Origin of the sequence: Duganella sp. sic0402, assembly GCF_019219065.1 — a bacterium.
Lineage (GTDB): Bacteria > Pseudomonadota > Gammaproteobacteria > Burkholderiales > Burkholderiaceae_D > Rugamonas.
The window spans coordinates 135347-153753 of sequence record NZ_JAHUWK010000001.1; the positions used below are offsets into that span (position 1 = coordinate 135347).

Here is an 18407-nt window from a genome sequence, read left to right on the forward strand (position 1 = left end):
CGTCGTGTTTTTTAGATTATTGTCACTATTGACAGGCTTGTATTCGCCTGTTTTAAAAGCAGCGCGCATTCTATATTGACCCCGACGGGGGAGCAACTTTTGTTTAAAGCTTGTAGTTGAGGGTCAAAGTGGCGCTGCGCGGCGCACCATAGGTATTGCCGCCGGTGGTCCAGCCGATGCCCTGGTAGTAAACTTTGTCAAAAAGATTACTCACATTCAGGCGCACGCTGAGCTTCTCATTGACCTGGTAGCCGGCATGCAGACCGACCACGGTGTAGCCGCCGTGGGTGATGCGGTCATCGTCCGACGAGTAGATAGCGTTCTGCGTATTCAGCGAACCGCCCACGCGCCAGCGCTGCAAATCGCCCGGCAGGCGGTAGCTGGTGCTGACCTTGAACTGGTGGCGCGGCAGGTCCGGGTCGAACAATTTGCCGACATTGGATGCGACCGAATCGGTGACAAACTTGGCCGACACATAGGTGTAGCCCGCAGTCGCCTGCCAGCCTGGCGCCAGCTCGCCGCTGACTTCCATTTCCACACCCTTGCTTTCGACCTTGCCGGCCGCGCGCGAGCAGAAAGTTGATCCGGTGCTTGGGCATGGCGACGGGCCGTCGCGGTCTGTCATGGCGCGGTTTTCCTGGCTGACCTGGAATACCGCCAGGCTGGCGTTTAGCGCGCCGCCAAAGTATTCGCCTTTGACGCCGGCCTCGTAGTTGGTGCCAGTGACAGGCTTGAGCAGGTTGCCGCCGGCGTCGACCGTGCTTTGCGGCTGGAAGATCTGGGTCCAGCTGCCGTACAGCGAGTGGTTGGCATCAAGATCGTAGACTGCGCCGGCGTACGGCGTGATCTCGCGAGTGACCTTATAGCCGGCGTTAGTGCGGTCGTTGTTGTAGTCATACCAGCTGCTGCGCGCGCCGACGATCAGCGACAGCGGATCGGTGATGCTGAACCGCGCCGAGCCATACACGCCGGATTCCTTCAGCGTGCTGGTGATGCCCCAGCGCTGGTAATTGATCGCCGGGCGGCTGGCTGCATAAGGATCAAAGTGGAATGGATCGAATGGAATCGGCGTCGCGCGCACGCCCCAGTCGCCGTAGTTATCGTTGATGGCTTTGCGGCGGCTCAGGCCCAGCGATACCTCGTGCTTGCGGCCCAACAGCGCGAACGGGCCGCCGACGGTGGCGTCGAAGCTGGTTTGTGCATTGTCCAGGCGATAGGCTTGCGAATTCTGCGAGAAGGCCGCGCCGCTGCCGCGTATGGAGGTGAACATCATGTCGACGTATTGCCACTTCTTGATCGCTGACAGTTTGGCTTTCCAGCCATTCCCCAGTTTTTGATCCAGTTCGGCAAACACGGTTTTGTCGGTCTGGTTCCAGAAATCGTAGGCGTTATTGAGCGTGGTGGAGCGCGGCAGGTAGAACTGCGCGCCGTCGTCGTGGGTTGGGAAGCCCTGGTAGCCGCCGGTGTTCTTGGTGTCGCGGTAGTGCGCGCCGACGGTCAGCGTGGTGCCGCGCGCCAGGTCTGCTTCGAGGATGCCGTAGGCCTGCTGCGTGCGGTCATGCGAGACGTCGTAGAAAAAATCCTTGTCCTGTGCTGCGATCACGGCGCGGCCGCGCAGCGTTTTGGTTTCGTTCAAGGCGTTGGAGGCGTCCAGTTGCAGCTGGTAGTCGTTCCAGCTGCCGGCGCTGGCGGTCAGCGAGACTTGCTGACCGGCGGTCGGACGCTTGCGCACCAGGTTGATGGCGGCGGATGGATTACCGCTGCCGCTGGTCAGGCCGTTGGCACCGCGCACCACTTCGATGCGGTCATAGACCACCAGGTCGGCATTGTCTGCGTTGAAGGTGCCGTTGGCGCCCATGGTGGTTGGCAGGCCGTCCAGCAGCATATTGGTGACCTCAAAGCCACGTGCGCTGAAGCTGCCGGAATTACCGACGAAATAGCCCTTCTGCATGGTCAGGCCGGTGATGCTTTTGACCGCGTCATCCAGCGTCACCAGGCCCTGATCTTCGATCTGCTGGCGCGTCAGCACGCTGACCGATTGCGGCGTCTCGCGCATCGACAGTTCCATGCGGGTGGCGGTGTTGGTGGCGCCGGTGGTGTAGGAACCGCTGCCTTCGGTTGCGTTCTGGCGCGTGCCGTTGATGGTGATTGCCGGCAGTGCCGCGTCAGCCGGTGGCGTGTGCGGGCGCGCCTGCGCTGGCGCGGCTTGTGGCGGCGCCGGACGCTGCGTGCGCAGCACATAGCCGCCGCTTTCCACCCGCGCCACTTCCATGCCGGTGCCGCTCAGCAGCGCGGCAAAGCCGTCCTGCACCTTATACACACCGCGCAGGCCGGGCGTGGTTTTATGGTCGGTCTGGTCGGCGGTGAAGATCACCGAAACGCCGCTGGCGATGGCGAAGCTGCGCAGGGCAGGGGCCAGCGGACCGGCGGCGATATTGAATTCCTGGCTCTGCGCCTTGCTGGCCGGCGTGTTCTGGGCGTGCGTCCATGGCGCGGCGCCCAGGCATAGCAGCAGCGAGACGGCGCAGGCAATCGGCCGGCGTTGGAAAGTACGTGGCATAACGGTTCCTCAAGTAAGTAAAAATGTGGTGCTTACTTAATAGGTGCCGCAGGATTCAAAATCGGGCAGGATTTTTTTATCTTTTTTCGACACTGACCCAATAAGGGCTGAAAGTACGGATGCGCACCGGCAGGGAGTTGGGCAGCATCGCCAGGACGGCGTTGGTGTCCTTCAGCGGGAATACGCCGGAAAAACGCAGCTTGGCCAGCGCCGGATCGCAACGCAGCACGCCACGGCGGTAGCGGCCCAGTTCTTCCAGGAAGTCGTCCAGCCGCATATCGTCGGCGACGATGGCACCCAGCGTCCAGGCCAGGTTGTCGGTCGATGAAGGCGTGGGGGCAGTGATGTCACGCGTCGAAAACACGGTGCGCTGGCCCGCCGTCAAGGTCAGCGGCGTGCTGTCGGCGCTGGCGGGCGTGATCTCCACAGCGCTGTTTTGCACATCCACCTGCGTGCGGTGGTTCAGTTGGCGCACGCTGAATACCGTGCCGAGCGCACGCACGCGGCCTTGTGCTGTTTGCACGATGAAGGGGCGGCCGGCGGCGCCCGCATGGCTGGTTTCGATGCGAATCTCGCCGGTGACCAGTTGCAGCAGCCGTTGATGCGCGTCGTAGCGCAGCTTGACCGCACTGCCGGTATTGAGCAGTACGCGAGTGCCATCTTCCAGCGTCCATTCGCGGCGTTCGCCGACGGCGGTGCGCATGTCGGCGCTCAATTGCTGCCATGCTTGCGAGCGCGCGCCCAGCACGCCGGCGGAACCGGCCACGCCAAGGCCGAGCAACAATGCGATGCTGTTGCGCCGGCGTGGCGACTGTACCGACAGCACCTGGTAAGCCGGGCCGCCCTGCAAGCCCTTAAGCCTGGCGCAGACGGCTTCGATATGCTGCCACGCGCGTTCGTTGTCCGGATCGGCGGCGCGCCATTGCTGCCAGCGCTGCTGGTCGGCCGCGCTGAAATCGCTGGACATCAGCGTGGTCAGCCATTCCGCCGCCTGGTCTGCGGCCGTGTCGCTGAATGCGTGGCTCATGGCGTTAGCGTGAACAGGCATTGGCGGTTGGCGCGGGTCAGGTATTGCTTCACCGAGCTGGTGGATACGCCCAGTTGCGCGGCGATTTGTTCGTAGTTCAGGCCTTCCAGCTGCGCCAGCAGAAAAGCCTGGCGCACGGCGCAGGGCAGGCCGTCCAGCGCGCGATCAATTTCTTCCAGCGCTTGCAGCACCATCAGCCGCGTCTCCGGCGACGGCATGGCGTCTTCCGGTAGCGCGGCCAGCGCTCCAAGGTAGGCTGTCTCCAGCAGGTGGCGGCGGTGCCTGTGCGCCAGCAGGCGGCGCGCGATCGTCGCCAGGAATGGGCGCGGCTCGCGGATATCCTCGGCGTAGCCGGTGCTGATCACGTTGACGAAGGTGTCCTGCGCCAGGTCGGACGCCTCGCTGCTGTTGTCCAGGCGGCGGTGCAGCCAGCCTCTCAGCCAGGCGTGGTGGTCAAGGTAAAGCGTCTCGACGGTACTGGAGGGAGGAAGGTTAAGGGACACCGGCAAAGTATGAATGAGAACTATTATCATTCATAATAGGCGAATCGGCATGGTTTGTCGATACTAGAATGTGCAAAGCATGCATTTCAGGTATTGTAGCGGTCTTGATAAAACCGGAAAAATAAGGGGAGCCATGTCCACACGTATTCTGAAACCCTTGGCTATTGCCGCCACGCTGCTGGTGACCGCCGCCGCGCAGGCGGGCGCGCCGATGGCGCGTTTTCAGGCGCCGGGGTTTTATCGCACCACGCTGGGTGATTTTGAAATCACCGTGCTGAACGATGGCACCCTGGACCTGCCGGTCGACAAACTGCTCAAGCAGCCGCCGGCCAAGACCGATGCGGCGCTGGCCAAGTCGTTCCAGAAAAGCCCGCTGCAAACTTCCGTCAACGGTTTCCTGATCAATACCGGCAGCAAGCTGGTGCTGATCGACACCGGCGCCGCCAGCCTGTTCGGCCCGACGCTGGGGCAGCTGCTTGGTAATCTCAAGGCGGCTGGCTACAAGCCGGAGCAGGTGGACGAGATTTACATCAGCCATATGCATGGCGATCACGTCGGCGGCCTGGCCTCCAACGAACAGCGCGTGTTCCCGAACGCCATCGTCCGTGCCGGCAAGCTCGATGCGGATTACTACCTGAGCCAGACCAATCTCGACAAGGCGTCGCCGGAAGCCAAGGATAATTTCCAAGGGCCGATGGTGTCGATCAATCCGTATGTGAAGGCGGGCAAGTTCCAGCCTATCGTGGCGAATACCGAACTGGTGCCGGGGATTAAGTCCTACTTCAATGGCGGGCATACGCCGGGCCATATCACCTACGTGGTGGAGAGCAAGGGGCAGAAGCTGGTGCTGCTGGGTGATTTGCTGCACGTTCAGGCGGTGCAATTTGATGATCCGGGCGTGGGCATCTCGTTCGATACCGACAGCAAGGTCGCCATTACCGAGCGCAAGGAAGCGTTTGCGGCTGCGGCCAAGGGCGGCTACCTGATCGGTGCGCCGCACCTGTCGTTCCCTGCGCTGGGCCATGTGCGGTCCAACGGCAAGGGCGGTTACGTGTTCGTGCCAGTGACGTACACGCAACCGCGTTAAGCTCCTTACGCCAGGGCAGGGTAGTCGGTGTAGCCGACTTCGCTGGCGCCATAGAAGGTTTCTGCATTCCACGGATTCAGTGGCGCGTCGGCTTTCAGGCGCGCCACCAGGTCCGGATTGGAGATGTAGTCCTTGCCAAAGGCGATCGCATCCGCCTTGCCGCTATCCAGCAGGCTCTGTGCCACCACTTTATCCAGCTTCTCATTGGCGATAAACACGCCGCCGAATTCCTGCTTGATCAGCGGGGCCAGGCTATCCTCGCCCACGGCTTCACGCGCGGCGATGAACGCAATCTTGCGCTTGCCCAGCTCGCGCGCCACATAGCCGAAGGTCTCGGCCGGATTGGCGTCGCCCATATCGTGCGAATCGCGGCGTGGCGCCAGGTGCATGCCGACGCGGTCCGGCCCCCAGACTTCAATCACGGCATCGGTTACTTCCAGCATCAGGCGAGCGCGGTTCTCGACCGAGCCACCATAGTTGTCAGTGCGCTGGTTGGTTTTACTTTGCAGGAACTGATCCAGCAGATAGCCGTTGGCGCCGTGCACCTGCACGCCGTCGAAGCCGGCTTTCTTGGCGTTCTCGGCGCCTTTCTTGTACGCGGCAACCACACCTGCCAGCTCTTCGGTATCCAGCGCGCGCGGCACTGGATACGGCCGTTGCGGGCGCAGCAGGCTGACGTGGCCTTCGGCGGCAATCGCGCTTGGCGCCACTGGGGCGTCACCGTTCAGCAGGCTCGGGTCCGAGATACGGCCGACGTGCCACAGCTGGGCAAAGATGACACCGCCCTTGGCGTGCACGGCGGCGGTGACCTGCTTCCAGCCCTCGACCTGCTCATCCGACCACAGGCCCGGCGTGTCGGCATAACCGACGCCTTGCGGTGTGACGGAAGTCGCTTCGCTCAGAATCATGCCGGCGGTGGCGCGTTGCTCGTAGTACTTGGCCATCAGCGCGTTCGGCACGCGGCCGCCGCCAACTGCGCGGGCACGGGTCAGCGGCGCCATGACGACGCGGTTTTTCAGGGTGATATCGCCGATGGTGATCGGATCGAACAGAGTAGGCATGATGAGTTCCCTATAGTTGCATTTGTCCGATGAAGGCCTGGATGACGGCTTCATCGCGTTTGAAATAATTCCACTGGCCGACCCGCTCCGACTTCACCAGCCCGGCCTTGACCAATACGGCCAGGTGGGCGGACATCGTGGATTGCGACAGACCGGCGCGCCGGTCGATCATGCCGGCGCATACTCCCAGGCTCAGCGGATGTTGCTGCTCCGAGAAATACACCTCCGGCTCCTTCAGCCACGCCAGAATCTGGCGCCGCATCGGGTTGGCTAGGGCTTTGTGGATGGCGTCTATGTCCATGATCGCTATATGTATCGTGTTTTTCCGATTTCAATATCGGAATTCTACGATATAAATAAAAAGCGTGCTGCCGGCCGCGAAATCCTTTATGTTATTGGAACATTGTTGGATATCTAACGGGGCTGGGATGTCGAGTCATTACCTGGATGTGGCGGTAGGCTTGTCCTACACTTTTCTGGCGGTGAGCCTGCTGTGCAGCGCCACGCGCGAGGCGATCGCATCGCTGTTCCAGACCCGCGCCAAGGTGCTGCTGGATGGCGTGCTGACCCTGCTGCACGAACCGGCTGGCAAGCCGCAGGTGCGCGGCATCCTGCCATCGCTGAAACGGCTGCTGCGGATGGATGATGGCTTCGGGCTGGACAAGCTGGGCGCGCAGTCGCTGACGGCGGAAGTGATGCGCCATCCGCTGATACTCGGCATGGCGCAGCGCGGCCGCATGCCGTCCTATATTCCGTCGGCGATATTCGCGCGTGCCTTCGTGTCGACGCTGACGGCCAAGTATGGCAAGGGGCAGACGGCGGCCATCCTGCTGAGCAACGTCGGCAACGAAGGCTTGACGCGCACGCTGCTGGCCATCATGGGCGAGGGGCCGGATGATGTGGCGGCGCTGGAGAGCGCCGTGAAGCTGTGGTACGACACGGTGATGGAGCGCATCAGCGGCTGGTACAAGCGGCGCTCGCAGTTCGTGTTGTTCCTGGTCGGGCTGTTGTATGCGGTGGTGATGAATATCGACGCGCTGCAATTGTCGCAGCGCTTGTGGACAGATGCGGCCTTGACCGCATCGCTGGCGCAAAAGGCTGAACTGGCCAAACCGCCCGTCGCGCCAGTCCAGCCATCGGACGCAGCCAGCGCGCTGGCGCAAACCAAACTCGCCAAGGCGCAAGCCCAGGAACTGCAAACCTTGCCGATCGGTTGGCCTTCGGCGCGCTTCGATAGCAGCAGCGGCAGTGGGATTGCGGTTGCGCTGCTGTTCGCCCTGATCGGCTGGGTGGCGACAGCCTTTGCTGCTTCCCTCGGCTCGCCATTCTGGTTTGAGGGCATAGGCTGGTTGCTGGCGCTGCGCGGCACCGGCGCCAAGCCAGCCGATACCACCACGTCGCCAGCCGCCGCCATAACGCTGCCGAGCCTGCGCAAATAGCCTTATTTGTCGCGCTGCGCGCACTTCGATGATTGAATCGCGCGCTCGGTGATGTTATCGATGCTCTTGATGGCCTGCGGCGTGCAGGCGGCTTCATTGACCGCATGCAGTTCTGGCTTTCTGCTGAACTCCTTGTAGCCTGTGAACACCAGCGCAGCGCCGGCGCAGACCATCAGCACCCAATTGACTTTGGTCTGCATGGTCAGGCAGCGAAGTGCAGGGCCAGGCCGATGACTGCGGGCAGGGTTTGAATCAGCAGGATCGAACGCTTGACCGTCACGCCGCCCCACACGCCAGCGACTGCCACGCAGGCCAGGCCAAACACGGTGAATGCCGATGCAATGGCTGCGTCAGGATGGACAAAGCCGACCAATAGTGCGGCGACCAGGAAACCGTTATAGCAGCCCTGGTTCGACATCGCTGGCTGGACGATTTCCGCCTTCTCCTTGCTCAGGCCGAAGACGCGGCGGCCACGCGAATTGAACAGCACGGTTTCCAGCAGGACGATGTAGACGTGGATCAGCGCTACCAGCGCGGTGACGATCTGGGCTGCCAAATGCATGAGTGCTCCTTGTTGTTATCAATATTGGTGGAACATTATCGCCTGAGCAAGCTCCTGGCGGCTAGAGGCCCGCCACCAAATTTGCTCAAATGCTATACTTTTGACTCTTGCGCTTCTGTGGGGACGACCCTGCCTGAGTCCGAAGCGCGACGCCCGTTGCGGCGTTTCACTTGGCTTGGACGACCTGGCCGCAACGAGGAGTGTCGTCATGACCTGGATGATCTTGATATTGGCCGGTTTGCTGGAAGTGGTGTGGGCGGTTGGCCTGAAATACACGGAAGGCTTCAGCAAGCTGGTGCCGTCGGTGCTGACCTTGACTGCGATGGCCGGCAGCGTCGGCATGCTGGGCCTGGCGCTGCGCACGCTGCCGCTGGGCACGGCGTATGCGATCTGGACCGGCATTGGCACGGTGGGGACAGTGATCTACGGTATCGTTGTCTTGCATGAGCCAGCCAGCATTGTGCGGCTGACTTGCATCGCCATGATTGTCGGCGGCATCATCGGTTTGAAAGTTTCGACGGCTTAAAACGATGGGTTAGGGCGTGTGAGGTAGTACCACTCGCTGTTCGCCCCGGCTGCCGCGTCCGGGAACAGGATGCGGCCGTCAAACTCCGCCAGCACTGGCGTGCCATCAGCGCGCCGGCCGATTTCCTCGCCTTGCCGGACTGGATCGAAGCTGGACCAGTCACGGCTGAATTTATCTTCAGCATGCTGCTTGTCGTAGACGGCGACCATGCTCAGTGCTTCCATTTGCTCAGGCTTAACCGGCTCCGGTTCAGGCGCGTCGATCATGCCAAGGAACGCCAGCGTATTCAGTATCGCGCGATATGCCACTTCCGGCGCTTGCGGATCATTGTGCTGGCCGCACTCCAGCGTCAGCGCATAGCCGCCGACCGAGCGCATATATTCGGTGGTTCCCATGCCGTAGCGCAGCACGGTTTGTAATTCACTGCTGCCGCTCATGCGCCGCTGCACGCCATCGCCATAAGTGCGCAGCCAGCCATCAACAAACCGCCGCACCCCTAGCCGCCGTGCCAAAGCACGCTCTTGCTCCTCATGCTTGAACGGCTCCAGTGGTCCATCATTATTGCGCGGTCCGACCATCACAAACGGCTCGCCGTTCCCGCTGAAAGAATGCAGATCCAGCAGCACATCATGCTGCGTCAGCAAAGGGCACAGCCAGTTTGCCACATGGTCCTCAAAATCCTGCGGGTCTGAATTCGGAAAAAGATTACGATTTAAATTCCGTTGACCGGCACGCTCGCCCTTGGCATACGCTAAGGGATTCGTAACAGGAATAAATGTGACGCTGCCGCACCGTATCGTCAGCACACTACGATCTAGATCTTCCACTGCACGAATAATCGCCTGTGTGCCGCAGACCTCATTTCCGTGCACAGCGCCGGTGATAATTAGCCGCGTGCCTTCGTGTTGACCATCGTATTGTGTCAATCTAAATTGAGATGAGCTGACGGGAAACATATCGTGTTCCGCGAGCCTTAACCCTCTGGCGAATTCTCGACTTCAGGGTCGTGTGCAAACTCCACACCCTGATCATCCTTCAAATGCAGTGTAATGTTAAAAGTCATTTGGGCGGTATTCGCATCACTGAAAGTTAATTGCTTGCCGCTAACACTGATAGTTGCTTTACTCAATTGATTATTATCCGCCGGCTTGACGCTCATGCCAGTAAAGACAATATCACGATTTCCGCTATCGAAAATTTGATAGTTGATGACGGTATCCTTTGCCGTGACCCAAGGCGTCGCTGGCGCAGTCATTACGTCATAAACGCCCGGTTTCGTTTCCCGAATCGAAACGAGCACGTTAATGAATGGTGTGCTGGGGATAATTTTGCTCATATATTTACTTTCTATTGTGGGTGGGTGATGAGGTATTGCAGGTAAGCCGGGTCTTTATAGAGCATGAGTTCCAGTTGTTTGCGTTGTAGGCTGGCTTCCCTCTGTTGGCCTAAGCAGAACTGAGCCTTTACCCATGGCGCAAGTACTCGGAAATCTGCTGTGTCTTGTATGTGAGGCTGCAGTATGCCAATAATCTCTTTGCAATGTGAGCGTGTAGGATGCGTATCTTCCAGACGGTGGAATTCGGAACTAAATAATAGTGCATCAATCAGGCTGTTCCGAATAAATAAATCATTTGGAGTCGACGTATATAGTTGGCGGAGCTTGCTCATGCTTGTTATTAAGCTTGTTTTAGCAGCGTGAAGTTGCCCGTTTTTCATTTGAACTTCTGCCTGATACCGAAGGGTATTAGCAAGGAGTGTTTGAAGGGCGAGCTTTTTGGGTTCCAGCCGGATGAGCTGGTCAAGCTCCTGCTGTAGCTTCTCCAGTCGCAACATTATTTGAGCCGGACTCTGTATGGCGCTATCCGCCTCAATAAGACGTAACTCCGAGATATACAAACTACGTTGCCAGTTGCGATTGCTTGAGTCCTTTTCTACGACGGTTTGAAGTAGCGTATGCGCTTGTTTCGTCGCTGCATGGCTGCCCTGCATGTCTCCTAATGACTGCTTGATTTCAGATTGATGCGACCAAGCTGACGCCAGACCGAAACTCCAGAGATTTTCCGAGGGATAGGTTTGATGGAGAGTTTGGAATAAAGCCAACTCGCGTGCACCCAATTGCTCACCTAGTGGGAGTTTTCCAAGTTGTATTTGCGCGGCCGCTTGCCATGAGAGGCTATTGGCCAAATCTGCAATTAGTCGTTTATTGTTTGGATCTTTTTCGTATGCGCGCTGCTTTAAAACAACCGAACGTTCGAATTCGTTTGCAGCCTTGAATAGATTACCGCTTCTCAACGCGACTGTTCCTAAATTGCTGTGCGCATAGGACTGCTCAATCCAGCTATCAATCGCATCAGGTGCAACAGCGGCTTGCCGATTGGCGAGGTTAAGATATTGTTCGAAATACTCCCGAGCGGGATCCCACTCCTTCTGATCGAGGTGTATCTGGCCTAACCAAAACGCGTTTTCTCCAGCACTTTTAAGTAGCACTAAGTTTGTTGGAGAGCGCTCAATTTGTTTTAATAATATAGAACGGGCAGATAATAGTGCTGCATTAGCCCCATTGGGATCCGCCCGTTTAATACGCACTTCAGAAATGAGTTGTAACGATTTAGCGCGTTGAGTTAACGCCGTATCGTTATCGTTGCTTAGCGAAGGGTTTGCAAGATAAGTCAGCGCACGCGTGCTGATAGAGTCTAATAAATCGAGCTTACCTAGGGGGCGGAGCTTATCAACGAACTCTCCTAGCATAAAAGCCATTAAACTCTCTGCCTCGTTTCGGTGGGCTTCAGCCCGCTTTTGCTCAGCTCGCGCCGTCAGTCCTAGACCCGCCGTAAGAAGCGCCAATATTGTGATTGCGGACATAGCGCCTAAGCGCAGTCGATCGGCGCGACGTACATTTTGCAATGATGCCTGAACGAAGTTTTTTTCATGGTGTGAGAAGCTTAAGGCGCCTTTTTGAAATAAGTCGCGAGCCTGGTTAACTTGGGTGCCCGACGGCAGCAGCATGTCCCGCTTGCGGCCGCTTTCTTGCCAGCGGTTAGCTTGGGCGCTGATGCGGCTGCGGATTTGCAGGGCCTGGCGGTGTTCTTCGATCCATTCGACCACGCGCGGCCAGCGGCGCAGCAGGGCTTCGTGGGCGATGCCGAAGGTGGGGGCGCCGCCTTGCAGGTCGCTGACGAACAGGTGGGCGTCCACCAGTGCTTGCACCAGTTTGTTTTCAGCGTCGTTGCGCAGCGCGGACCACGGCACGCGGCGCGAGCTGACGGTCGATTCGTCCTCAGCCACCAGCACCAGTTGCGACAGTACGTGCGGCAGGGCGGCGATCTGCGCCGAGCCCAGTGCGGATATCACTTGTTCGGCGCGGGCGCCGATGGCGCCTTCCAGGCCGCCCATGGCGTGGAAGGCCGCGTGCGTGAGTTCGCCAGCGGCGGTGCGCTGGCGGTAGAGCTCTTGCAGGCAGTATTGCAGTAGCGGCAGGCTGTCCGGGCCGGAGCGGGCGGCGTTGCACAGGACTTCGTCCAGGCCTTCGCCGCGCTCGTCGACGGTGTAGCGCAGCTGTGCCACCTGCGCCGGATGGCGCACGATTTGCGCGATGTCGGCGCTGCCGGGCGGCGTCAGGTCGAAGTGGCCGCCGCTGAGTTTCAGATTCATCAGTGCCGGGTAGGACGCCAGGTGCGGATAGAAATCGTTGCGGCAGCCAAGCACCAGTTGCGTGCTGCCCGAACGCGCCAGCTGGTCCAGCACGTTGATGAAGACGGCGCGATCCGCATCGGTGACGTGCGGCAGGCGGAACACGGCCTCAAAGCGGTCGATGAACAGCAGCAGGCGGATGGTTGGCAGACGCGAGTGCAATTGCTCGATTAGCTGTGGCAGATCCTGCGCCATGCGCTGCGCCAGCGCAGCCGCACTGGTGTTTTCAAACAATAGCTTGCCGTCGATTTCGGCGTCCAGCAGCACGCTGGCCAGGGTTTCCAGCAGCCCGGACTGGCCCATGTCGGCACAATCAAGCTGGACGTGGGCGCTGATGGCGATGCCGGACTCGGCCGGCGCGGCGCCGGTTTTCAGGGCGGGAATCAGGCCTGCCTGGATCAGCGAGGTCTTGCCGGCGCCTGACGGTCCCAGCACCAGCACCATCGCGCAGGCGGCGCGCGCTTGCGCCACCACTACTTGCACCAGCTGGTCAACGCTCAGCTTGCGGCCGAAAAAGATGGCGGCGTGCTGTTCCTCAAAGGCTTCCAGCCCTCGGAATGGCGAGGCGTGCAGCCAGCTGCCCTGGCTGACTTCATCGTCGTAGCTGAGTTCGGCCAACAGCCGGTAGCCTCGCTTGCGGATGGTTTCGATATAGCGCGGTTCGGTGGCCGAGTCGTCCAGCGCGCGGCGCAGCTGGGTGATGATTTTGTGGATGGCATTGTCGCTGGGGGAAACGTCGCCCCAGCACGCGTCGAGCAAGGTCTCGGCCGAAATCACCACATGCGGATGGCGGCACAAGTACAACAAAACGTCCATGGCCCGTGGCTCCAGTTGCCGGTTTAATACTCCGCAACTGAGCGTGTTGGTGGCTGGATCGACCCGCCATTCGCCAAAACGAAAACTCTTGTGGTTCATTCCTACCTTGTTCTGCGCTCAAATAATGACTGCGTAATCAATGGCTTGGGCCTTCGGAAGGTTTCCGGAAGGCCTACCCCGCCGAGTCGGGGTAGAGTCATTCCATATAAATATTAACATTATCCCAAAAGAAATAGTTAGCAATTTGTATGAGTGTTTGTTTGATAACCTCCGATGGAGTATCCATGACTGTTTTAACCGGCGTGAAAGTACCGTTCGAACTCACACAGTACGCAATAGCTATTAAGCAACAGGGGATGGATTTCGCTATTCGCCACTATGCCCATCAGGCCGGCAAGAGTTTGTCCCTGGCCGAGGCGCGTGCCTTGACTGACGCCGGTATCCAGATTGGTGCCTTGTGGGAGACGCCCGACGCGCACCTGAGTTATTTCAGCCGCGCGCAAGGTTGCGCCGACGGCGCCGCCGCCTATCTGATGGCGCAGGCGGTGATCACCCAGCCGTCCGGCTCGGCGGTGTATTTTGCGGTGAACTTTGTACCGGACGCGGACGAAATCGACGGTCCGGTGAGCCGATATTTCGAGGGCGTTAACCAGGCCTTTCACGCCGCCTCGGCGTCGGAACGGCAGTATCAGGTGGGAGTGTACGGTTCGGCCGCCTGCTGCGCGGCGATGATGGACAAGGGCCTGGCCACCGTCAGTTGGCTGGCGGAGCAGGATTCCGGCGCTGGCGATTATACCGGCTACAGCCTGAGGCAGCTGGCCGGTGCGGTGTTGGCGGTGGATGACGGCCAGCGCATCAGTGTCGGCATGGTCTGCAACAGCGCCGAGCGTCCGGCTGGTTTGTTCCGGGTGCTGTGACAATGAATATCTGCTTTACCGAAACCCCCTCGCGCAAGACGGTCAAGCCGCACAAGACCATCTTTCTGAACAACACCGGGCAGGATGTCACGCTCAAATTCGTTACCGCGCCGGATGTGATGCTGGGCGCGTACACCATCAGTACCGGCATCAGCGCCGCCATTGACCACATCAGGCTGGGCGCGGCCGAATATTATTCCTGCCACAGTCAGAACGTTGCCATACCCGGCGGGTGCACGGCGGTGCTGACCTTGTCGAACAGCGTGCTGACGATGGCGATTTCGACCTGATCCGGATAAGATATGGCCGATGAATTCCTCTACCATCGGCCGCAACTCCGGCCTCGACACTTTGCGTGCGCTGGCGATCGTGCTGGTCTTCGCCAACCACTACATGATTTTCGTCAGCAACCGGCCGACCTTTGGCTGGCTCAGCGAGATCGGCTGGGCTGGCGTTGATCTGTTCTTTGCGCTGAGCGGCTATTTGATCGGTAACCAGATTCTGTCTGGCATCCGCAAGGAGCAGGGCGGCGACGCGCGTTTCTCACTGGCGCGGTTTTATGCGCGCCGGCTGCTGCGGACTTTGCCGAACTTTTACTTTGTGCTGGCGCTGTATGCCTTGTGGCCGGCCATGCGCGGCACAAGCGAACTGCCGCCGCTATGGAAGTTCCTGACCTTTACCCAGAATATCGATCTCAAGCCCGGCACGGCGTTTTCGCATGCCTGGTCGCTGTGCGTGGAGGAGCAGTTTTATTTCCTGCTGCCGGCGCTGGCGCTGCTGATTGCGACGCTGCGCAAATCGCTGATCTGGGCCTGGCTGGCAGTGGCGGCCAGTCTGTTGGCGGGGATGGCGGTGCGCAGTCATCTGTGGGGCGGGCTGAGCGAGGCGGAGCTGGGCAGCGGCCAGTATTACACGCAAATTTATTACGCATCCTGGTGCCGCTTTGATGAACTGGTCTGCGGCGTGGCTTTGGCGCTGCTGAAGAATTATCACGCCGGTATATGGGCACGCGTCACCGCTTACGGCAACTGGACGCTGGCGGCCGGTGTCGCGCTGACCGCGTTAAGCTGGCACTGGCTGCTGGAAGACCATTATGGCTATACGATGACGGTGTATGGCTATCCGCTGCTGGGACTGAGTTTCTGCCTGCTGCTATTGGCGGCGCTAAGTCCCGGATCGCTGTTGCAGCGCTGGCGTGTGCCGGGCGCGGCCAGCATGGCGCTGTGGTCATACGCGATCTACCTGACGCACAAGCAGCTGTGCGTGCTGCTGCGCGCGCCATTGCAGGAGCAGGGCTGGGGGCCGGAAAGCTGGCAGGCGCTGCTGATCATGGGCACGGCCAGTGCGCTGGCGGGCTGGCTGCTGTATCTGCTGGTCGAGACGCCATTCATGAAGCTGCGCGACCGCTACGTGCCCAGCAACTACGCTAGTTCATCTCGATCACGTCAAACGGCGACTGCGTAGAGCCCAGGAAGGCCATGACCGCGCGGGCGCGGTCGCCCATGTCGTAGCCGTGGGTGGATTCCACCACGCTGCGCAGGCCGGGGATCACCTCGGTGATGTGCGGACTTTCATATGCCAGCACCAGCAGCGCCGCCAGTTCGCTGGCGCGGCCACGGTTGAGGCGCATGCGTTCCTCCAGTACCGCTAATAGCGCGCGCTGCATGCGCGGCGTGGGATTGGTGATGTAGCCAAACACCAGCGGCGTGTTGGTGATGGCGTCGCACAGTCGGCTTTCCATCTGCTCCGGTTTGACGTCGGAGGCAATATCGAAATACGCGCCATTCCAGCGCGTGCGTTCGTAGGGGTGACCGGGCGGGAAGGAGTCGGCTGTCTCAAAGCCGAGCAGGTGACTCAGGCGGCGCAGCCATTTTAATAATATCGGCATCATCTTGATATTTTAACCTGTGCAATTCCACCTATCCTTTTGGAAAGGAAGAAATTTCTCTAGTGAAACCAATATAGAATTCTTTCCAAGTAGGGCGCCCCAAGATTCGCCGTCCATTTATCTCGCTGTCTCCCACGGAGAATGTATGAAAATGGAAAATTTCAAAATAGGCACGCGCCTGATGGCGGCGTTCAGTTTGTTGCTGGTTCTGCTGGTGGTAGTGGCCGGACTGGGACTCAACCGCATGGCGGCGATCCAGCGCAGCATGGTGGACATCACCAAGGGCAATGATGTTGAGGCCGGGCTGGCCTCGGAGATGCTGTTCAGCGTCGATGACCGCATGATCGCCTTGCGCAATATCGTGCTGTTGGAGGATGCCGCGCAGATGCAGTCACAGGCCGAGCGGGTTCGCAAACAAGCGGAAAACTACGTCACGGCCGAGCAGAAATTGCGCGCCACTTTTGCTGAGTACGGTATCAAGGAAGATGAGAGCAAGCTGCTGGCGGACATCCGGCAACGCGCTGACGCAGCGGCGCCGCTGATGGCGAAGGTGCAGGCGCTTGGCCTGGAAAACAGCAATGCGGCGGCGATCAAATTGCTGATGGGTGATTTGCGCGTGGTGCAGCAGCAATGGCAGGCGGGCTTGCAGGAGATGGTGGAAAGCGAGCGCAAGCAAAATGAAGAGGCGACTGCGGCGGCCGATGCATCCTACGCGATGGCCCGCAATATGATGGTGGCGATCGGCCTCGCTGCCGTGGTGTGCGGCCTGCTGATCGCATGGCGCATCACGCGCAGCATTACGCTGCCGATTGGCCGCGCGGTGGCGATTGCGCAGACGGTGGCCGAAGGCGACTTGTCAGCCGACATCCAGGCGTCCGGGCGCGACGAAACCAGCATGCTGCTGGCGGCCCTTAAATCCATGAATGACAATCTGCGGCTGATCGTTGGCCGCGTCCGCGATGGTACGGAGACGATGAAAGTCGCCTCGCAGGAAATCGCTACTGGCAATCTGGATCTGTCGTCGCGCACCGAGCAGCAGGCGGGTTCGCTGGAAGAAACGGCGTCGTCCATGGAAGAGTTGACCAGCACCGTCAAGCAGAATGACGATAACGCGCGTCAGGCCAACACGCTGGCGGCGATTGCTTCCGAGGTGGCCGGCAAGGGCGGCGCGGTGATCGCGCATGTGGTGGAGACGATGGATGAGATCAACACTTCGTCGAAGAAGATAGCCGAGATCATCAGCGTCATCGATGGGATTGCGTTCCAGACCAATATCCTGGCCTTGAATGCGGCGGTGGAAGCGGCGCGTGCCGGCGAACAGGGACGCGGCTTTGCGGTGGTGGCGACCGAAGTGCGCAATCTGGCGCATCGTAGCGCCGCCGCCGCGAAGGAAATCAAGACCTTGATCAGCGTATCGGTCGACAAGGTGGACACCGGTGCGCGGCTGGTTGACGAGGCTGGCCAGACCATGAACGAAGTGGTGGCCAGCGTGCGCCGCGTCAGCGGTGTGATTTCGGAAATCACCGCCGCCAGCCGCGAGCAAAGCATGGGTATCGAGCAAATCAACCAGGCCATCATGGAAATGGATGGCGTCACGCAGCAGAACGCAGCGCTGGTCGAACAATCCGCCGCCGCTGCCGAAGCCTTGCAGGACCAAGCTACCGTCCTGGCTGAACTGGTCGGCAAATTCGTCCTCGCTACACCAACCGCACGCCGGCTGGCCCTCAGTACGCATTGATTGATGCGCTGGCCGGGGATCTATCGCCGACAACTGCCGGTTGCGGCGTCAGGTTCAGCGCTTGCTGGCGGAGCGTGAGCGCAAGCGTTGTTAGTGTGCGCCAGCCTTGGAGAAGACGTTCATGACGACTACGCCGGCGACGATCAGCGCCATGCCGAGCAGGTCCGGCAGGTCGAGCTTCTGGCCATAGAGTAGCCAGCCGACCAGTGTGATCAGCACGATGCCGACGCCGGACCAGACTGCGTATGCGATGCCGACCGGGATAGTGCGCAAGGTCATCGACAGGAAATAGAAGGCGATGCCGTAGCCGGCTACCACCAGCAGCGATGGCAGCAGCCGTGAAAAGCCGTCGCTGGATTTCAGCGCCGAGGTGGCGATGGTTTCGGAAATGATGGCGATGCCCAGATATAACCACTGTTTCATGATGCGCTCCTTTTTGTTGGGGCAATTATGCAGGGTTGCAGCTGGCTTCACCAGTCTGGTCAGATGCGAAAATCTCTGCGCAAAAAAACGGCCGGGGCTGAGCCCGGCCAAATAGGGAGAGATAAAGAGCGGTAATTCGGCAGCCCCAGGCGAAGAGGTCCCCGCCTGGT

The 18407-nt window shown here is 59.8% G+C and carries 19 protein-coding genes; 7 read left to right on the top strand and 12 right to left on the bottom strand.

Features of this window, described 5'->3' with window-relative positions; genetic code table 11:
• Positions 1 to 103 precede the first annotated feature (103 nt).
• The 3 genes from KW842_RS00595 to KW842_RS00605 all read right to left on the bottom strand — a co-directional run bounded on the left by KW842_RS00595 (position 104) and on the right by KW842_RS00605 (position 4120).
• Positions 104 to 2560 (bottom strand): TonB-dependent receptor, encoded by a 2457-nt coding sequence (locus tag KW842_RS00595; RefSeq protein WP_218302154.1) that lies wholly within the window; start codon positions 2558 to 2560, stop codon positions 104 to 106.
• A gap of 76 nt (positions 2561 to 2636) precedes the next feature.
• A complete protein-coding gene (locus KW842_RS00600; RefSeq protein ID WP_218302155.1) occupies positions 2637 to 3587 on the bottom strand; it encodes a FecR domain-containing protein in 951 nt (316 codons plus the stop codon).
• Entirely contained in the window at positions 3584 to 4120 is a 537-nt protein-coding gene (locus KW842_RS00605) for a sigma-70 family RNA polymerase sigma factor (protein WP_218302156.1), read from the bottom strand. Before KW842_RS00605 ends, KW842_RS00600 begins: the two co-directional genes overlap by 4 nt.
• 103 nt (positions 4121 to 4223) lie before the next feature.
• Here KW842_RS00605 and KW842_RS00610 point away from each other — a divergent pair, with 103 nt between their 5' ends.
• Entirely contained in the window at positions 4224 to 5177 is a 954-nt protein-coding gene (locus tag KW842_RS00610) for an MBL fold metallo-hydrolase (RefSeq protein WP_218302157.1), read from the top strand.
• A 5-nt stretch (positions 5178 to 5182) separates the two neighbouring features.
• Here the strand turns inward: KW842_RS00610 and KW842_RS00615 are convergent, their stop codons facing one another.
• Positions 5183 to 6238: an alkene reductase gene (locus KW842_RS00615; RefSeq protein WP_218302158.1), complete on the bottom strand. Its 1056-nt coding sequence runs from the start codon at positions 6236 to 6238 to the stop codon at positions 5183 to 5185.
• Between the two features lie 10 nt (positions 6239 to 6248).
• Positions 6249 to 6539 (bottom strand): helix-turn-helix transcriptional regulator, encoded by a 291-nt coding sequence (locus KW842_RS00620; RefSeq protein WP_218302159.1) that lies wholly within the window; start codon positions 6537 to 6539, stop codon positions 6249 to 6251.
• A gap of 127 nt (positions 6540 to 6666) precedes the next feature.
• Here KW842_RS00620 and KW842_RS00625 point away from each other — a divergent pair, with 127 nt between their 5' ends.
• Complete coding sequence (locus tag KW842_RS00625; protein ID WP_218302160.1) at positions 6667 to 7677, top strand: hypothetical protein; 1011 nt, start codon at positions 6667 to 6669, stop codon at positions 7675 to 7677.
• 2 nt (positions 7678 to 7679) lie between these two features.
• Here the strand turns inward: KW842_RS00625 and KW842_RS00630 are convergent, their stop codons facing one another.
• Positions 7680 to 7877 (bottom strand): hypothetical protein, encoded by a 198-nt coding sequence (locus tag KW842_RS00630; RefSeq protein WP_218302161.1) that lies wholly within the window; start codon positions 7875 to 7877, stop codon positions 7680 to 7682.
• 2 nt (positions 7878 to 7879) lie between these two features.
• Positions 7880 to 8239, bottom strand: coding sequence for a DUF1304 domain-containing protein (locus KW842_RS00635; protein WP_218302162.1), 360 nt, complete (start codon positions 8237 to 8239; stop codon positions 7880 to 7882).
• Positions 8240 to 8447: 208 nt separating this feature from the next.
• Here KW842_RS00635 and sugE point away from each other — a divergent pair, with 208 nt between their 5' ends.
• Entirely contained in the window at positions 8448 to 8765 is a 318-nt protein-coding gene (gene sugE, locus KW842_RS00640; protein WP_218302163.1) for a quaternary ammonium compound efflux SMR transporter SugE, read from the top strand.
• On the opposite strand, the gene KW842_RS00645 is transcribed toward sugE, so the two are convergent.
• Genes KW842_RS00645 through KW842_RS00655 form a run of 3 tightly spaced genes read right to left on the bottom strand, consistent with a single transcriptional unit; the run spans position 8762 to position 13370 of the window.
• Positions 8762 to 9721, bottom strand: a complete 960-nt coding sequence (locus tag KW842_RS00645) for a succinylglutamate desuccinylase/aspartoacylase family protein (RefSeq protein ID WP_218302164.1) — start codon at positions 9719 to 9721, stop codon at positions 8762 to 8764. The genes sugE and KW842_RS00645 overlap by 4 nt on opposite strands.
• A 17-nt stretch (positions 9722 to 9738) precedes the next feature.
• Positions 9739 to 10101 carry a hypothetical protein gene (locus KW842_RS00650; protein WP_218302165.1) on the bottom strand — a complete coding sequence of 121 codons (363 nt, stop codon included), beginning with the start codon at positions 10099 to 10101 and terminating at the stop codon, positions 9739 to 9741.
• Positions 10102 to 10112: 11 nt separating this feature from the next.
• Positions 10113 to 13370 carry a winged helix-turn-helix domain-containing protein gene (locus KW842_RS00655; protein ID WP_218302166.1) on the bottom strand — a complete coding sequence of 1086 codons (3258 nt, stop codon included), beginning with the start codon at positions 13368 to 13370 and terminating at the stop codon, positions 10113 to 10115.
• Between the two features lie 185 nt (positions 13371 to 13555).
• Here KW842_RS00655 and KW842_RS00660 point away from each other — a divergent pair, with 185 nt between their 5' ends.
• From KW842_RS00660 to KW842_RS00670, 3 genes are read left to right on the top strand one after another with little or no spacing between them, the layout of a single operon-like run.
• Positions 13556 to 14188, top strand: a complete 633-nt coding sequence (locus KW842_RS00660) for a glycoside hydrolase domain-containing protein (protein ID WP_218302167.1) — start codon at positions 13556 to 13558, stop codon at positions 14186 to 14188.
• A gap of 2 nt (positions 14189 to 14190) precedes the next feature.
• Positions 14191 to 14478 carry a hypothetical protein gene (locus KW842_RS00665; RefSeq protein ID WP_218302168.1) on the top strand — a complete coding sequence of 96 codons (288 nt, stop codon included), beginning with the start codon at positions 14191 to 14193 and terminating at the stop codon, positions 14476 to 14478.
• Between the two features lie 19 nt (positions 14479 to 14497).
• On the top strand, positions 14498 to 15652 hold the full coding sequence (locus tag KW842_RS00670; protein ID WP_218302169.1) for an acyltransferase: 1155 nt from the start codon (positions 14498 to 14500) through the stop codon (positions 15650 to 15652).
• Here KW842_RS00670 and KW842_RS00675 read toward each other — a convergent pair.
• Entirely contained in the window at positions 15615 to 16079 is a 465-nt protein-coding gene (locus KW842_RS00675; RefSeq protein WP_218302170.1) for a hypothetical protein, read from the bottom strand. The genes KW842_RS00670 and KW842_RS00675 overlap by 38 nt on opposite strands.
• A gap of 148 nt (positions 16080 to 16227) precedes the next feature.
• Between KW842_RS00675 and KW842_RS27680 the strand changes: the two genes are divergently transcribed.
• Positions 16228 to 17814, top strand: coding sequence for a methyl-accepting chemotaxis protein (locus tag KW842_RS27680; protein ID WP_304514477.1), 1587 nt, complete (start codon positions 16228 to 16230; stop codon positions 17812 to 17814).
• A gap of 90 nt (positions 17815 to 17904) precedes the next feature.
• Here KW842_RS27680 and KW842_RS00685 read toward each other — a convergent pair whose 3' ends face one another.
• A complete protein-coding gene (locus KW842_RS00685; RefSeq protein WP_218302172.1) occupies positions 17905 to 18237 on the bottom strand; it encodes a multidrug efflux SMR transporter in 333 nt (110 codons plus the stop codon).
• Positions 18238 to 18407: the final 170 nt, after the last annotated feature.

Coding starts and splice junctions, on each gene's coding strand:
- KW842_RS00595 (WP_218302154.1), bottom strand. CDS start 2,560: ATGCCACGTACTTTCCAACGCCGGCCGATTGCCTGCGCCGTCTCGCTG.
- KW842_RS00600 (WP_218302155.1), bottom strand. CDS start 3,587: ATGAGCCACGCATTCAGCGACACGGCCGCAGACCAGGCGGCGGAATGG.
- KW842_RS00605 (WP_218302156.1), bottom strand. CDS start 4,120: ATGATAATAGTTCTCATTCATACTTTGCCGGTGTCCCTTAACCTTCCT.
- KW842_RS00610 (WP_218302157.1), top strand. CDS start 4,224: ATGTCCACACGTATTCTGAAACCCTTGGCTATTGCCGCCACGCTGCTG.
- KW842_RS00615 (WP_218302158.1), bottom strand. CDS start 6,238: ATGCCTACTCTGTTCGATCCGATCACCATCGGCGATATCACCCTGAAA.
- KW842_RS00620 (WP_218302159.1), bottom strand. CDS start 6,539: ATGGACATAGACGCCATCCACAAAGCCCTAGCCAACCCGATGCGGCGC.
- KW842_RS00625 (WP_218302160.1), top strand. CDS start 6,667: ATGTCGAGTCATTACCTGGATGTGGCGGTAGGCTTGTCCTACACTTTT.
- KW842_RS00630 (WP_218302161.1), bottom strand. CDS start 7,877: ATGCAGACCAAAGTCAATTGGGTGCTGATGGTCTGCGCCGGCGCTGCG.
- KW842_RS00635 (WP_218302162.1), bottom strand. CDS start 8,239: ATGCATTTGGCAGCCCAGATCGTCACCGCGCTGGTAGCGCTGATCCAC.
- sugE (WP_218302163.1), top strand. CDS start 8,448: ATGACCTGGATGATCTTGATATTGGCCGGTTTGCTGGAAGTGGTGTGG.
- KW842_RS00645 (WP_218302164.1), bottom strand. CDS start 9,721: ATGTTTCCCGTCAGCTCATCTCAATTTAGATTGACACAATACGATGGT.
- KW842_RS00650 (WP_218302165.1), bottom strand. CDS start 10,101: ATGAGCAAAATTATCCCCAGCACACCATTCATTAACGTGCTCGTTTCG.
- KW842_RS00655 (WP_218302166.1), bottom strand. CDS start 13,370: ATGAACCACAAGAGTTTTCGTTTTGGCGAATGGCGGGTCGATCCAGCC.
- KW842_RS00660 (WP_218302167.1), top strand. CDS start 13,556: ATGACTGTTTTAACCGGCGTGAAAGTACCGTTCGAACTCACACAGTAC.
- KW842_RS00665 (WP_218302168.1), top strand. CDS start 14,191: ATGAATATCTGCTTTACCGAAACCCCCTCGCGCAAGACGGTCAAGCCG.
- KW842_RS00670 (WP_218302169.1), top strand. CDS start 14,498: ATGAATTCCTCTACCATCGGCCGCAACTCCGGCCTCGACACTTTGCGT.
- KW842_RS00675 (WP_218302170.1), bottom strand. CDS start 16,079: ATGATGCCGATATTATTAAAATGGCTGCGCCGCCTGAGTCACCTGCTC.
- KW842_RS27680 (WP_304514477.1), top strand. CDS start 16,228: ATGGAAAATTTCAAAATAGGCACGCGCCTGATGGCGGCGTTCAGTTTG.
- KW842_RS00685 (WP_218302172.1), bottom strand. CDS start 18,237: ATGAAACAGTGGTTATATCTGGGCATCGCCATCATTTCCGAAACCATC.